This is a genomic window from Olleya sp. KKT75, assembly GCF_055635485.1.
Genome location: NZ_CM145759.1, coordinates 3,151,427 through 3,167,730, shown reverse-complemented (window position 1 = coordinate 3,167,730; position 16,304 = coordinate 3,151,427). Strand labels below are relative to the sequence as shown.

The 16,304-nt window shown below is 34.8% G+C and carries 12 protein-coding genes; 8 read left to right on the top strand and 4 right to left on the bottom strand.

Translation table 11 applies throughout. The annotated features are described in order from the left end of the window. Positions 1-2: 2 nt before the first annotated feature. The 4 genes from ACZ2G2_RS14145 to ACZ2G2_RS14130 form a co-directional block, all read right to left on the bottom strand. On the bottom strand, positions 3-2,507 hold the full coding sequence (locus tag ACZ2G2_RS14145) for a heavy metal translocating P-type ATPase (RefSeq protein ID WP_470392877.1): 2,505 nt from the start codon (positions 2,505-2,507) through the stop codon (positions 3-5). 2 nt (positions 2,508-2,509) lie between these two features. After that, positions 2,510-3,751, bottom strand: a complete 1,242-nt coding sequence (locus tag ACZ2G2_RS14140) for a TolC family protein (protein ID WP_470392875.1) — start codon at positions 3,749-3,751, stop codon at positions 2,510-2,512. Positions 3,752-3,772: 21 nt separating this feature from the next. Beyond that, positions 3,773-7,504 carry an efflux RND transporter permease subunit gene (locus tag ACZ2G2_RS14135; protein ID WP_470392873.1) on the bottom strand — a complete coding sequence of 1,244 codons (3,732 nt, stop codon included), beginning with the start codon at positions 7,502-7,504 and terminating at the stop codon, positions 3,773-3,775. Between the two features lie 117 nt (positions 7,505-7,621). Continuing rightward, complete coding sequence (locus ACZ2G2_RS14130; RefSeq protein WP_470392872.1) at positions 7,622-8,035, bottom strand: HYC_CC_PP family protein; 414 nt, start codon at positions 8,033-8,035, stop codon at positions 7,622-7,624. 92 nt (positions 8,036-8,127) lie between these two features. Here ACZ2G2_RS14130 and ACZ2G2_RS14125 point away from each other — a divergent pair, with 92 nt between their 5' ends. The 8 genes from ACZ2G2_RS14125 (at position 8,128) to ACZ2G2_RS14090 (ending at position 16,292) form a co-directional block, all read left to right on the top strand. Beyond that, positions 8,128-8,703 carry a Crp/Fnr family transcriptional regulator gene (locus ACZ2G2_RS14125; RefSeq protein ID WP_470392870.1) on the top strand — a complete coding sequence of 192 codons (576 nt, stop codon included), beginning with the start codon at positions 8,128-8,130 and terminating at the stop codon, positions 8,701-8,703. Positions 8,704-8,786: 83 nt separating this feature from the next. Then, on the top strand, positions 8,787-9,881 hold the full coding sequence (locus tag ACZ2G2_RS14120; protein ID WP_281846445.1) for an alkene reductase: 1,095 nt from the start codon (positions 8,787-8,789) through the stop codon (positions 9,879-9,881). 31 nt (positions 9,882-9,912) lie between these two features. After that, positions 9,913-10,338, top strand: a complete 426-nt coding sequence (locus ACZ2G2_RS14115) for an OsmC family protein (protein ID WP_090840947.1) — start codon at positions 9,913-9,915, stop codon at positions 10,336-10,338. Between the two features lie 2 nt (positions 10,339-10,340). Next, on the top strand, positions 10,341-11,399 hold the full coding sequence (locus ACZ2G2_RS14110) for an NAD(P)-dependent alcohol dehydrogenase (protein WP_470392868.1): 1,059 nt from the start codon (positions 10,341-10,343) through the stop codon (positions 11,397-11,399). Positions 11,400-11,593: 194 nt separating this feature from the next. Further along, positions 11,594-12,925 (top strand): TolC family protein, encoded by a 1,332-nt coding sequence (locus tag ACZ2G2_RS14105; RefSeq protein WP_470392866.1) that lies wholly within the window; start codon positions 11,594-11,596, stop codon positions 12,923-12,925. Positions 12,926-13,026: 101 nt separating this feature from the next. Then, the gene (locus ACZ2G2_RS14100) at positions 13,027-14,232 is read left to right on the top strand and encodes an efflux RND transporter periplasmic adaptor subunit (protein WP_470392864.1); all 1,206 of its coding nucleotides are present in this window, start codon (positions 13,027-13,029) and stop codon (positions 14,230-14,232) included. A 6-nt stretch (positions 14,233-14,238) separates the two neighbouring features. Then, positions 14,239-14,982, top strand: a complete 744-nt coding sequence (locus ACZ2G2_RS14095) for an ABC transporter ATP-binding protein (protein ID WP_282067768.1) — start codon at positions 14,239-14,241, stop codon at positions 14,980-14,982. 89 nt (positions 14,983-15,071) lie between these two features. After that, positions 15,072-16,292 (top strand): ABC transporter permease, encoded by a 1,221-nt coding sequence (locus ACZ2G2_RS14090; RefSeq protein ID WP_470392862.1) that lies wholly within the window; start codon positions 15,072-15,074, stop codon positions 16,290-16,292. The last annotated feature ends 12 nt before the right edge of the window (positions 16,293-16,304 follow it).

Sequence of the window (16,304 nt, the reverse complement as noted above, 5' to 3'; positions counted from 1 at the left end):
GACTATATTTTAATATTTCTTAAACGTAACGCATTGGCTATTACTGATACCGAACTAAAACTCATTGCTAAAGCAGCAATCATTGGAGATAATAACAATCCGAAAAATGGATATAATATTCCTGCTGCAATAGGTACACCGATAACATTATAAACAAAAGCAAAAAACAAGTTTTGTTGTATGTTTTTAACCACACCGTGACTTAAGTTTTTAGCTTTTACAATACCTTGTAAATCTCCTTTAACTAAAGTAATTGTAGCACTTTCAATAGCAACATCGGTTCCTGTTCCCATTGCAATACCAACGTCCGACTGTGCTAACGCTGGTGCATCATTAATACCATCTCCAGCCATAGCAACTACTTTTCCTTGTTGTTGCAATTTTTTTATTTCGTTTAGTTTATCTTCTGGCAGACATTCTGCTTTATAATGTTTTAGTTTTAATTGTTCTGCGACTGCTTTAGCTGTGTTTTTATTGTCACCAGTAAGCATAATAACGTCAATACCATTGTCCTGAAGTTGTTTTATAGCCTCTTGACTTGTCTTTTTAATGGCATCGAAAATAGTAACATATCCTACAGCTTCATTTTCTACGGTGATGTAAGACACGGTTTTTCCTTGTTCTTGTTCTGCAATTACTTGACTAGCCAAGCTTTCTGATATAGAAATAGAGAATTGCTCTAATAATTTAGCATTTCCTAAAGCTACTTTTTTATTATCAATGGTACCAATAACGCCTTTTCCTGCTACAGCTTCAAAGTCGTCTACTTTGGTAATAGTTACCTGTTTTGATTTACCATAATTGACAATAGCTTCTGCTAAAGGATGCTCGCTATATTGATTTAAAGAAGCAATGTAGTGGAGTAGTAGGTCTTGTTCAATTTTAGTCACAGCAATCACTTTTTCAACAGATGGTTTTCCTTCTGTAATTGTTCCCGTTTTATCTACAATAAGGACATCTACTTTATTCATTGTCTCTAAAGCTTCTGCATTTTTAATTAATACACCAGATTGTGCACCTCTACCAACACCAACCATAACAGACATTGGTGTTGCTAACCCTAAAGCACAAGGACAGGCAATAATTAATACAGCAATGGCATTTACAAACGCAAATACATACGCTGGTTCTGGACCAAAGACTGCCCAAAGAATAAAGGTAATTATAGAAACTAGTAATACGGTAGGCACAAAATACTTGGCAATTTTATCTGCCAGTTTCTGTATTGGTGCTTTAGAACGACTGGCGTTATTAACCATATGAATGATTTGAGACAGTAATGTTTCCGAACCTACTTTTTCAGCTTTCATTACAAACGACTTTGTACCATTTATGGTTCCTGAGGTTACTTTATCGGCTACAATTTTATCAACAGGAATAGGTTCTCCGGTAATCATAGATTCGTCAATACTACTCTGTCCTTCAACAATACTACCATCTACAGGTATTTTCTCTCCAGGTTTTACACGTAATAAATTGCCTTGTTCAATCTTATCAATTGCAATAACTTTGTCTTCGCCTTCTGTTACCAATGTTGCGGTTGCGGGTACTAATTTTAGTAATTCCTTTATTGCACCACTAGTTTGACTATGCGCTTTTGCTTCTAATAGTTGTCCTAATAATACTAAAGTTAGAATCACTGTTGCAGCTTCAAAATACACAAAAACATTGCCATCTGCGGTTTTAAAATCTATAGGAAATACGTCTGGAAATAACATAGCGAATACACTAAATAACCAGGCAATACCAGAACCTATTCCGATAAGCGTAAACATGTTAAAGTTTCTTGTTTTAATTGAAGTCCAAGCACGTGTAAAGAACATCCATGTGGCATAAAACACAACAGGAATAGACAATACAAACTGGATCCAATTCCAGGTTTTTTGCTCTAAAACAGTATACAACGGATTGTTGTTGAGCATTTCTGACATGGCTATTAAAAATATGGGTACAGTAAAAGCGACTGCAATCCAGAATTTTTTTAATAGTTTATTATAGGTTTTGTCTTCTGCTGAAGCATCTGCTTCCAATGGCACTAAATCCATTCCGCAAATGGGACACGCTCCGGGTTCGTCTTTAATAACTTCAGGATGCATTGGGCACGTCCATTGCGTTGTTGTGGTATTTGATAGGTTTTGTTCTTCCACTAAATCCATTCCGCATACTGGGCAATCGCCAGATTTGTCATAGGTTTTATCGCCTTCGCAATGCATAGGACAGTAAAAAGTACCGGTACCATGTCCTTTTTTTATGTCTACGGACGTGGTACTATTGTCCTTAGCATGATTATGGTCTCCTAAATGATGTATGCTGTATCGACCACCATCGTTTTTTAAAGCCTCCTGAAAGGTTTCTAAGGGGATATGTGAATCCATTTCTATCGTAGCTTCTGCTTTTTCTAAATCAACTGTAGCTTTTAAAACACCTTTTACTTTTGAAAGCGTGTCTTCCACATGACTGCGACATCCGTTGCAAGTCATTCCGTGTATGTGATATGTATGTTTCATTATTATTGAATTAAATAATTAATAATTGTCGTTTGTAAATAGTAACTTTTAATAGATTCTATTTGATTCATTTGAAACTTCAATTGTAGTTCCTGAATATCTAAAACATCATTAAAATCAATAGTGCCGGTTTCGTAACTTCTTACTAAAATCGATTCGGCATCCATAGCTTGTTTTAAGTTTTTTACTTGTGTATTGTAACTTATTCTAGCTGATTTCCTATCATTTATTGCTTTGTCTAATAATGTTTCTAACGTGTTTAAACGGTCTTGTTTTTGAAATTCGATTTCCTGTTGTTGTAATTTGTTTTGCTTGGTTTTAGATTTGTATTTCTTATTAAATATTGGGATTGAAACCGAAACCATTGGCATAACTATATCCTTTCCGTTATCATTAAAATTCATATTTGGTCTTTCTGAAATGGCGATATAATCTAAACCAAAACCAATCATTGGATTGCTTTCTTTCTGATTTACTAGTTCTGATTTTTCTACGGAAGCAAACAGTTTATCATACTTCAACAATTCTGGATGTAATACTAAATTTTCCAAATTTATTTTAAAATCTTCTGAAGGCATATGCAATGCATTTAAAACATTTACAGCAATAGTTTTATCCCGATTTAGTAGCTTATTAAAATTAGTTTGCTCTGCTAAAAATTGTTGACTTAAGATGTCTAATAATTGTTGCATTTCATTCTGACGCATTTGCAATCGCAATACATCTACTGCAGATGCTTTACCAACTTCAACAGAGGTTAAAGCTAATGTTTCGTAAGTGTCTAATAATTTAATATTCTCTTTTAAAACTTCTTGCTTTGCTTTATTAGCGTAAAGATTATAATACGATTGGGACACCGAAGCAACAAGCTTTCGTTTAGCAATTACATTGTCTTCATATTTTGCATCAGCCAATGCGCTTACATAATTTTCGCGTGAAGTAATAGTCCCAAACCAAGGTAACATTTGCTTAGCTGAAACTTTAAAACGTTGTGCTCCTGTTCGTGTTTCTGGTTCACTTACAAAATAGCCAGCACTAAAATCGGTGTTTGGAAGCGTATTAACTTCATTCACTTTTTCTGTAGCAATAGCGTATTGTAATTCAAATTTCTGAATCTCAGGATTATTTTCCAAAGCAGTAGCAATGTATTTTTCTAGTTCTTGTGAATTACCTTGTATAACAAAGAATAAAGAACAAAGAAGCAAGACAACTTTATGTTTGATATGATTTTTATTGTATTTCATTTTATGTTTTTTTAGTCTAAGCTATATTTTCTTTTTCTGAAGCCTTTTCACTTTAATCTCTTCTCTCCAGCTATATAAAACCGGAACAATAAAGTAGGAGGTAATGTCAATAACCATCCCTCCAAATATTGGAATTGCCATCGGAATCATGATATCACTTCCTTTACCTGTGGATGTCAAAACGGGTAACAACGCTAAAATGGTGGTTACTGTAGTCATTAAACACGGACGAATACGTTTTTCGGCAGCATGTAAAGCAGCAGCTCTAATACTTTTTTTATCAGCAGGTTTTTCGCGATCAAAAGTTTGTGTTAGGTAGGTGGCCATAACCACACCATCATCGGTAGCAATACCAAATAGTGCAATAAAACCAACCCAAACAGCAACACTTAAATTAATGGTTTTCATGTTAAAGAGGTCTCGCATATTCTCGCCAAACAAGCTAAAGTTGAAAAACCAATCTTGACCATATAGCCAAATCATGATAAAACCACCAGCAAATGCAACTGTAATTCCGGTAAATACCATTAATGATGTGCTAACAGATTTAAACTGAAAATAAAGTATTAAAAAGATGATAGCCAATGCTAACGGAACAACCACAGACAATGTTTTTTCTGCACGTAATTGATTCTCATAAGTACCAGTAAATTTGTAACTGATTCCTTTTGGAACCATTAGATCTCCAGATTCTATTTTTTGTTGAAACAAGGCTTGTGCATTTTCTACAACATCAACCTCTGCAAAACCATCCAATTTATCAAACAAGACATAGCCTACTAAAAAAGTGTCTTCACTTTTTATGACTTGTGGACCTTGTTCGTATTTAATAGTTGCCAATTCACTTAAAGGAACTGGACTACCCGTTTCTACAGGAATATAAATGTCTTTTAAATCTTCCGGATTACCACGTAACTCTCTTGGGTAACGTACTCTTACAGCATAACGTTCTCGTCCTTCAACGGTTTGTGTTAATGCCATACCACCAATGGCTACTTTTAAAACACTTTGTACATCTGCTATTGAAATACCATAACGTGCTATTTTTTCTCTGTCGATATCAATTAACAAGTAAGGTTTACCAACAATTCTATCTGCAAAAACAGCTTCTATTTTAACACCTTCCGCTTGTTTTAGTAGTCGTTCCAATTCTAAGCCAAACGCTTCAATTTGTTTTAAATCTTGACCTTTTACTTTTATTCCCATTGGCGCACGCATACCGGTTTGTAACATAACCAATCGGGTTTCAATAGGTTGTAATTTTGGTGCAGACGTCACACCTGGTAATTTGGTGACGCGTACAATTTCGTTCCAAATATCATCAGGAGTTTTAATTTCTGGTCGCCAGTTTCTGTAGTATTCACCGTTATTATCTTCGATAAGTTGTTCTTTTGCATTAAGAGATTGCCACGCTTCACTTTGTTCTGCTCGCAATGACATTCCGTTTTTCAACTCAAACAACCCGTCAGCATTCACTTTATAACGCTGTCTTTTTCCTTCGGAATTGCGCATGTATTCCGATTTATATTGAATCATGTTTTCATACATGGATAAAGGTGCAGGATCTAAAGGTGAATCTGTTCTACCAGCTTTTCCGACTACAGTTTCAATTTCTGGAATAGTCGCAACCGCCATGTCTAATTGCTGAAGCACACGTTTGTTCTCTTCAACACCAGCATGAGGCAAGGAGGTTGGCATTAATAAAAACGAGCCTTCATTTAAGGAAGGCATAAACTCTTTTCCTGTATTTTTCATAATCCAAAATCCAGATATAAGAACGGTCGCAGGAATTATTAAAAACAACACTTTATTGGCTAGAGCCCAGTTTAGAATCTGACTATAATACCTTCTGAAAATAGAAAACACACCTAAAATTCCGAAGCATATAATAGCAACAAAAATAAGATTGACAATGATACTGCGGTTAAAACCTAACGGTCTCCAATATTCTGCCAATAGAAATACAATTGCAATCGAAGAAATAATAATATTTATTAGATTTATTTTCTTCTTATCTAATCTCTTTAAAACACCTAGTAAACCAGTGATACCAAAAGCGACTAAGAGTAATCCTAACCAAAAACCGTTAATAATAATTGCAATTCCTGCAAGTATCAAAACGCCATTTAAAAAATATCTAAAGGAATTTTTTAATGTTGTTTTTCTGAATAAATACGCCGCAAAAGGTGGAATTAAAAACAAGGCGATCACCAAAGAGGCTGACAATGCCATCGTTTTTGTAAAGGCTAAAGGTCTAAACAATTTCCCTTCTGCACCAATCATAGTAAATACGGGTACAAAACTGATAATAGTAGTTAAAACGGCAGTTAAAATAGCGCCAGATACTTCCGCAGTAGCGTTGTAAATAACTTCATTAATAGTGTATTCTGTTCCATCGTCACGAAGTCTTAAAGCATCGTCGTCCAGATGTCGAATCATGTTTTCGGCGAGTATGACGCCCACATCAACCATAGTTCCAATAGCAATAGCAATACCCGAAAGCGCAACAATATTAGCATCTATGTTAAACAGTTTCATGGCAACAAAAACCATTAAAACAGCCACTGGTAATAATCCTGAAATTAAAATGGAAGCTCTTAAATTAAAAACCATTATTATAATCACCAAAATGGTAATTAATATCTCTAATGTCAATGCTTCGTTAAGGGTGTCTAAGGTTTCTACAATCAGTTCTGTACGATCGTAAAAAGGAACCACCGTTAATTGAGAGGTGCGTCCATCTGCTAATACTTTAGATGGTAAACCGCCTTTAAGCTCGTTAATTTTTGCTTTTACATTGGTAATGACTTCCATAGGATTGGCGCCATATCTTGCCACTACAACACCACCAACAACTTCGGCACCTTCTTTGTCTAAAATCCCTCTTCGCGCAGCAGGACCTAAGGTAACCTTACCAATCTCTTTAATTTTAATGGAAGTAAAGTCGGCTGAAGTTACTACAGCATTTTCAATATCTTCAACAGATTTTACATAGCCTAAACCACGTACTAAATATTCCGCTTGATTAATTTCTAAGGTCTGTGCACCAATGTCTTGATTACTATTTTTAACCGCTTTTACAACTTGGTTTAAACCAATATTGTATTGGCGCATTAATTCGGGATTAACATCGACTTGATATTCTTGAACATAACCACCAATAGAAGCGACTTCAGCGACACCACTAGCAGAAGATAAGCCGTATTTTACATAGTAATCTTGAATGCTTCTTAGTTCTTGTAAGTCCCAACCGCCAGTCACGTTTCCGTCTGCGTCACGACCTTCTAAAGTGTACCAAAATATTTGCCCTAAACCTGTAGCATCCGGTCCTAAAGCAGGATTTACGCCTTCTGGCAATAAGTTACTTGGTAAAGAATTTAGCTTTTCTAAAATACGGCTACGACTCCAATAAAACTCAACATCTTCTTCAAAAATGACGTAGATACTAGAGAATCCAAACATAGAAGAACTACGAATGGTTTTTACTCCAGGAATTCCCAATAGGGAAGAGGTTAATGGATAGGTAATTTGATCTTCAATATCTTGAGGCGATCGCCCATCCCATTTTGTGAATACAATTTGTTGGTTTTCGCCAATATCAGGAATGGCATCTACAGCAACAGGATCGCTTGGTAAAAAGCCAGTATCCCAATTAAATGGTGCATTTACAGTTCCCCAACCAATAAAAAGGGCGAGTAATAATACGGCTACGAGTTTATTTTCTATTAGAAATTTAATGCTTCTATTTAGCATAAAGTTTGATGTTTAAAACAATTAGAAAGAGGTGACATCCCAAAAAGGAAAACACCGAATACAGTACATTATCCTAATGATATAAATCACTGGATAATACAGTCTATTGTTTTAAAATCAGATTAAATACGTCTCGTCTAACTTAAAGATTTGCGTTCTGACGAGTGGTGGGTGATACGTTTCAAACGTAGCGGTGTTATTTTCGACACCTTCAAAAAGAGTGCTATAGGTGTAAACAAATGAAGCAATAAAAAACTGTTGCTCAAAAGATATTTGATCTAAATTAAGCTTAAGCTCATTTTGACCATCTACAACAAGTTGTTCGTCACTACAGCAGCTTTTTTTTGTAATAACACAACCTTCTTTTGCTGGTTGTATCATTTCCATTCCGCAGCCTTTTGCTTTTTGGAATAGCGCTGTTTCTACTAAAGTATCACCACAATAATGCATGTTAAATGTGAATGACATTGTAGATAGTAACACTACCAAAGCCATTGCAAAAGACATTATTTTATGTAATACTTGCTTCATAATTAATTGTAAATTTATTAAATGTTTTTTGATCTATAAACAAAGTTATGTTAAACTAGTATTTAATATTTAGAAAATACCATCTTTGCACTATGCATGCACCTATTGTAAAACACATCACTAATCACATTTCGCCATCTCAAGACGATCTGGAATTATTTAATTCTGTTTTAACGCAAGTGTCTGTTTCTAAAGGGCAGTTTTTACTTAAATCAGGAACTCATGTAAAACATCAGTATTTTGTGGTAAAAGGCTGTTTAAAAGCATATTATTTGGACGATAAAGGTAATAGTCACATCATACAGTTCGCGGTAGAAAATTGGTGGATAGGCGATTTTGAAGCCTTTTTTAACCAAGCACCAGCTAAATTATATATCGAAGCCATAGAGGATGCACAACTGTTATCTGTTAGTTATGATAATCTTCAAAAAATCTATGACCAAGCCCCTATATATGAACGCTATTTTAGATTGCTACTTACCAAAGCATTTATAGGCCAGAGTAAGCGTATATTATCTTCGCAAGAAAAAAACACTAAAGAGCGTTATCTAGAGTTTTGTGCCTCGTATCCTTTAATAGAAGACCGTGTGCCAAATTATGATATAGCTAATTACTTGGGGGTCACACCAGAAAATTTAAGTAGAGTCCGAAGGCTTATTAAAAGTTAAATCTATCTTAATTGACTTACATCAATGATATTGGCTAGTATGTAATGTAACTTTGTTATTATTAATAATTTACATTATTTACAATGAGCAAACAACCCCTATTAACTCCATATAATAAAAATATTAATCTTAAAAACCGCGTAGTTATGGCACCTATGACACGTAGTCGTGCAGATAACGAAGGTAAAGTTGCTACAGACCAATTACAAGGCTTGTATTATGAGCAACGTGCTTCGGCAGGTTTAATTATTTCTGAAGGTTCTCAAGTATCAACTCAGGCAGTAGGATATATTCATACACCAGGGATTCATACAGATGCCCAAGTAGAAGGTTGGAAAAAAGTAACGAAGCGTGTACATGATAAAGGTGGGAAAATCTTTATTCAGCTTTGGCATGTTGGACGTATGTCGCATCCAGATTTTCATAATGGAGAGCTACCAATTTCGGCTTCAGCCTTAAATCCAAACGCTAAATCATTTACGCCAGAAGGTTTTAAAGATACAGTTACGCCAAGAGCAATGACTATCCAAGATATCAAGCAAACAATTGAAGATTTTAAAAACGCAGCAGCAAATGCAGTAAAAGCAGGATTTGATGGTGTGGAGATTCACTCTTCAAATGGCTATTTGTTTCAGCAATTTTTTAATGGTACGTCTAACAAGAGAACAGACAACTATGGAGGAAGTATAGAAAACAGAGCACGTTTCTTTTTTGAAGTTTTAGATGCTATGAAAGAGGTTATTCCTCAAGAAAAAATAGGCGCACGTTTTAATCCGTCTTTAGATGGGTTATTTGGTATTACTATGGATAAAGAGACAATCCCAACGTTTGAATATATTATCAAAAAATTAAACGATTATAATTTAGCTTACGTACATTTATCAGAACCGTTTACAGATGTTTCTGAAATTCCTTTTGCTGTTACAGAAATAGCAAAACACTTTAGACCATTATATAACGGTACTTTAATGATTAACACAGCGTTTGATCAAGACAAAGGAAACAAAGTGTTGGAGGCTGGTGATGCAGATTTAATAGCCTACGGAAAGCCATTTATTTCTAATCCAGATTTAGTAGAACGTTTTGAAAACAATTTAGAGTTAGCAGAGTGGGATCAAGACACGTTTTATACAACAGGAGTAAAAGGATATACAGATTATCCAAATGCAACTAAATAATTAATAAATAGTTTAACTTAAAACACACAACATGAAATTTACAAGAAAAGCAAATGCAGAATGGAAAGGTAGTGGTAAAGATGGACAAGGAAACCTAACAACAGCTAGTAAGGTTTTAGATAAAACAGCGTATTCATTTCATACACGATTTGAAGATGGTGAAAAAGGAACAAACCCAGAAGAATTAATAGGAGCAGCACATGCAGGATGTTTTGCAATGCAGTTAAGCTTTTTATTAAACGAAAATAAATTTACAGCAACTACTTTAGATGTAGACGCTACCGTTACTTTTGAAGATGGTGCAATTACTAAAATTACATTAAATTTAGTAGGTGATGTTCCAGAAATTGACGCAGAACAGTTCCAACAGATTGCTCAAAAAGCAAAGGAAGTATGCCCAATTTCAAAAGTATTAAATACAGAAATCGAGTTAATTGTAACTCTTAAAAAATCATAATTATGGCAAGTACAACAGTAAAAGCATATGGTGCAACAGCAGCAACAGAAGATTTAAAACCTTTAGATATAGAGAGAAGAGCTGTGGGTGCAGACGATGTAAAAATTGATATTACGTTTTGTGGTGTTTGCCATAGTGATATACACACCGTTAGAAACGATTGGAAAGGATCAACATATCCGGTAGTGCCAGGACACGAGATTATTGGTCGTGTTTTAGAAGTTGGTGCAGGTGTTACTAAATACAAGGTAGGAGATAAAGTAGGTGTAGGATGTTTAGTAGATTCTTGCCAAACGTGTTCTTCTTGCGAACAAGATTTAGAACAATTTTGCGAAAAAGGAACAACATGGACTTATAATAGTCCTGATAAGCATATTGAAGGTAAACAAACATACGGTGGGTATTCTACCTCTGTAGTTGTTGATGAGAAATTTGTATTACGTATTCCTGAGAATTTAGACGACGCAGGAACAGCACCATTATTATGTGCAGGAATTACAACTTGGTCACCTTTAAGTCACTGGAAAGTAAAAAAAGGAGATAAAGTAGGTGTTATTGGTCTTGGTGGATTAGGACATATGGGTGTTAAGTTTGCACATGCTTTAGGAGCACATGTTGTTATGATTACAACCTCTCCAGAAAAAGGTAAAGATGCTAAAAGATTAGGAGCACATGAAGTATTGGTATCTAAAGATGCTGACGCTATGAAGAAGCATCAAGGAAGTTTTGATTTTATCTTAAATACCATTCCTGTAGGTCATGAAATGGATCCTTATTTAACGTTGCTTAAAATTGATGCTACAATGGTGTTAGTTGGTGCAATAGAGGCTTTAAAACCTTTTCATGGAGGTAATCTTATTGGAGGACGCAAGCGTATTGCAGGATCTTTAATTGGAGGTATAAAAGAAACTCAAGAAATGTTAGATTTTTGTGGAGAGCACAATATTATTAGTGATATTGAGCTTATTGATATGCAAGATATTAATAAAGCCTACGATCGTGTAACTAGTAACGATGTTAAATATCGTTTTGTAATTGACATGAAATCTCTTAAAAACTAAAACGGTTTTTAATTTTATAATACAGCAGCATCTAAGGTAATTAGATGCTGTTTTTGTTTTTAGGCTAAAGCCGAAAAAATCTCATCGATAAATAACGGGCTTTTGTATAGTCAATTGCCTCAAACGTCTATCGCTTTATAATAAGATTACATATAGTTTCATCTTTGAAGTGTTAAATCAAAACACTCAAAAAAATGAAATTATATCTAATCCTAGCAAGTCTATTCTTCGTGCAGTTTTCTTTTGCACAAGACGCTTCAACTACCACTGCATCTAAAGTGTGGTCGTTAGAAGATTGCATCACTTACGCTATAGAAAATAACATAACGGTTAAGGAAGCTGCTTTAAATAAAAGCATTGCCGAAATTGATTATAGTAAAGCAAAATCGTCAAGATTACCAAACTTGTTTGGTAGTGCATCTCAAAGTTTCTCTAGCGGAAACACTATTGATCCTATTACAAGTAGTTATGTTACAGATCAAATAAACAGTACTAATGTTGGTATAAACAGTTCTATGACCTTGTTTCAAGGTAATCAGATTAGCAATCAAATTAAACAAAATAAATTACTATTAGAGCAACGTGTGTTTTTGGAAGAAGTAGAAAAGAATAACATTGAGTTAAACATTCTAGAAGTCTATTTACAAACACTTTATAGTAAAGAAAGTATCGCTATTGCGGAAAATAACTTAGAAGCTTCAGAAAAAGAAGTATTAAGAGCAAAAGCACGTTTAGACGCAGGGACTATTGCACTAAGCGATTATACAGAAGCGCAAAGTCAAGCAGCAACAAACAAGTACAACGTTATTGCTTCTAAAAACGATTACCAACAATATATCATTCAGTTAAAGCAGTTATTAGAATTATCGCCTTTAGAAGATTTAGAGATTGAAACCATTGATGAAAACATGGATTTAATTAATCTAGAAATTGATAAAAACCAGTTATACAATAACGCTATTGGTTTTTTACCAGAGATACAAGCAAGTAAACTAAACATAGCTGCAAACGAGAAAGAATTAGATATTGCAAAAGGTGGCTTTTTACCAACGTTGTCTTTAAACGGAAGCATTGGTTCTGGTTACACAAGTATTAATGATAATACGTTTTCAGATCAGTTTGATATAAATTTTAATCAGAAAATAGGACTGTCTTTGACAATTCCCATTTTTAATAGAAATCAAACTAAAGCAGCAGTTAAAACGGCATCAATAAATATTGAAAAAGCTGAGATTCAAAAACAGAATACAGAAAAAGAAGTTTATAAAAAAGTAGAAACAGCGTATCAAAACGCAGTGTCTGCTCAAGAGCAAGTCATTGCTGCGGAAGTCTCTAAAACTCCAGCAGAGCAATCGTATAAACTAGCACAAAAAAAGTATGAGTTAGGAGGTTTAAGTACAACGGATTTAGTGATTAGTCAAAACACCTTTACTAATGCACAGCAAAACTATTTACAATCTAAATACTTAAATATTCTATACCACCAATTATTACAATTTTATCAAGGAAACGACATTAAACTTTAAACCATAATACCATGAACCTTCCATAATTTAAATTCGATATCTACGGAAATGATTATATGGAAGCACCATGTGACCGAACAAAAAACAAAATATATAAACTCATGAAAAATAAAAAAAATATAATAATAGTAAGTATTGTACTTGTAGTACTCGCTATTGCAGGATACGCATTATTAAAAGGAGACGATGCTATTGTAATTGAAGCTAAGACCGTTTTAGCTAAAAAGGCTAATGTTACCACCATGGTTACTGCAACAGGTACAATGGAGCCTATTACGCAAGTTGAGGTTGGTACACAAGTGTCTGGAGTTGTAGAAAAAATATATGTGGATTATAACAGTGTGGTTACGGAAGGACAATTAATAGCAGAATTGGATAAAACCAATTTAAATGCAGCAAAAACGCAAGCACAAGCAGCGTACGATAATGCGGTTAGCCAAAGAAATTATACACAAACTATTTACGACAGACAGAAAACGTTATTTGATAATCGAGTGATCAGTAAATCAGATTTTGATGATGCGACTTTCAACTATCAAACAGCAAAAGGAACGGTGACGCAACGTTATTCAGATTTACAACAAGCCAGAACTAATTTAGGTTATGCTAATATTTATTCGCCTATAGATGGTGTGGTTTTATCTAGAGCTATTGACGAAGGGCAAACGGTAGCAGCAAGTTTAAGTACACCAACGCTATTTACTATTGCACAAGATTTAAAAGAAATGCAAGTAGAGGCAGATGTAGATGAGGCAGATATAGGACAAGTAAAAGAAGGACAACGCGTCACATTTACAGTCGATGCTTACTTAGGAGAAACCTTTGAAGGAGAAGTAACACAAGTAAGATTAGATCCAACGGTTACTTCAAATGTAGTAACGTATACCGTTGTAATTAAGGCAGATAATCCAGATTTAAAACTGAAGCCAGGATTAACAGCAACTATTTCAATTTACACATTAGAATTAAATGATGTATTAACTGCGGAAGCTAAAGCCATCAACTTTAAACCAGAAAAAGAAGTCTTTGCAAGCTATAATTTACAACACCAATTAGAAGCTAATAACACTGAAATAACTAAAGAAGGAACAACACTTTGGGTATTGGAAAGTACTGGGTCTATTTCACCTAAAACAGTAACACTTGGCGCAAGTGATGGTGTAAATGTGCAAGTGGTAAGTGGCGTTTCAGAAGGAGATAAACTTGTATATAGTTTAAAAGGGGTTTCAAAATCGGAGGCTAGTGTTTCCGCTAAAAGCGAAAGTCCGTTTATGCCACAAAAACCAGGAGGTAACAGGAAAAAATAGATAATCATGAGTAAAGCAATCATAAAAATAGAAGATTTAAAACGAGAGTTTACCATGGGAACCGAGACGGTTCATGCATTAAGAGGTATTTCGTTTGATATTAAAGAAGGAGAATTTGTCACTATAATGGGATCTAGTGGTTCTGGAAAAAGTACGATGTTAAACATTTTAGGATGTTTAGATCAACCAACGTCTGGAACCTATGAAATTGATGGTGTAAGAGTCAAAGATTTATCTAGAAATGAATTGGCAACTATTCGAAATGAAAAAATAGGTTTCATTTTTCAATCTTATAATTTATTAGCCAGAACATCGGCTATTGAAAACGTGGAGTTGCCCTTATTATATAACAGTAAAGTAAATTCCGAAGAGCGAAGGGAACGTGCAATCAAAGCTTTAGAGATGGTTGGTTTGGGCGAGCGATTGCATCATACACCTTCGCAGCTTTCGGGAGGACAACAACAACGTGTGGCTATTGCCAGATCGTTGGTTAATAATCCAGTAATGATTTTAGCTGATGAAGCCACAGGGAATTTAGATACAAGAACGTCGTATGAGATAATGGCGTTATTTCAGGAGTTAAACAAACAAGGGATTACAATCACATTTGTTACGCACGAGCCAGATATAGCTACATTTAGCAGTAGAACTATTGTGTTAAAAGATGGTGAAGTGATGCAGGATTATGAGAATCATAATATTCAATCTGCAGCAAATGAATTGGCCAAACTACCTAAACAAGACGGTTAATTATGAAATGCCATATCAAAATTCTAATATGAATTTATATGTAATTGTGGCATTCCATTTGACCTTAAAAAAACACTAAATATAAACAGATGAGACTATTAAATTTATTTAAAATCGCAACAAAAGCCATCATTCTTAATAAAACAAGAACCTTATTAACGATGCTTGGGATTATTATAGGTGTGGCTTCTGTTATTGCAATGTTAGCTATTGGAGAAGGCTCCAAAGAGAGCATTCGGACTACCATATCAAGTATGGGATCTAATATGATAACTATAAAAGCAGGCGCAGACACCCGAGGCGGTGTAAGGCAAGAGGCAAGTGTTATGGAATCGCTGACTTTAAGTGATTATAAAGCCATTAAAGCGCAGTCGACTTTACTAAGTTATAGCACGCCAGTGGTAGAAGGTAAAGGACAAGTTATTAATGGCTCTAGCAACTGGCCATCCTCGATTTACGGTGTTAATCCTGAGTATTTAAACATTAAAGTGGTCGATTTACAAAGTGGGAGCATGTTTACAGATGCTGAGGTTCAAACAGCATCTAAAGTGGCTGTGATAGGTCAAACGGTGGTAGATAATATATTTCCTGATGGACAAGAGCCTGTAGGGCAAATGATTCGTTTTAATAATATTCCGTTTAAAGTCATAGGTGTTTTAGAAGAAAAAGGAGAGAACACCTTTGGTCAAGATCAAGACGATGTAGTCATTGCACCTTATACAACGGTGCAAAAACGTATTTTGGCTATCGATCATTTAAATCAGATTATGTCATCTGCTATTAGTGAGGAAGAGGCGCCAAATGCTGTTTTAGAGGTCTCTAAAATTTTAAGAGAACAACACAAATTAACCGATAGTGATACAGACGATTTTACTGTGCGTTCTATGGAAGAGTTAATTTCAACCTTTAGTTCAACTAGTGAAATGCTTACAATACTGCTAGTTGCGGTAGCTAGTATCTCTTTATTAATTGGAGGAATTGGGATTATGAATATTATGTATGTTTCCGTAAAAGAACGTACCAAAGAGATTGGGTTACGTATGGCTGTAGGAGGAAAGGGCTCCGATATTTTAATGCAATTTTTAATAGAAGCCATTTTAATAAGCATAACTGGTGGTGTTTTAGGTGTATTATTAGGGCTTGGAGCAACGGTGTTCATAGAAAAATTCTTAAATTGGCCTACAAGCGTGGCGATGTATTCTATAATTATTTCTTTTGCAGTATGTGCTGTAACAGGTATCTTTTTTGGATGGTATCCCGCTAGAAAGGCATCGGCTTTAGATCCTATAACCGCGTTGCGTTACGAGTAAAGACTCGTGATT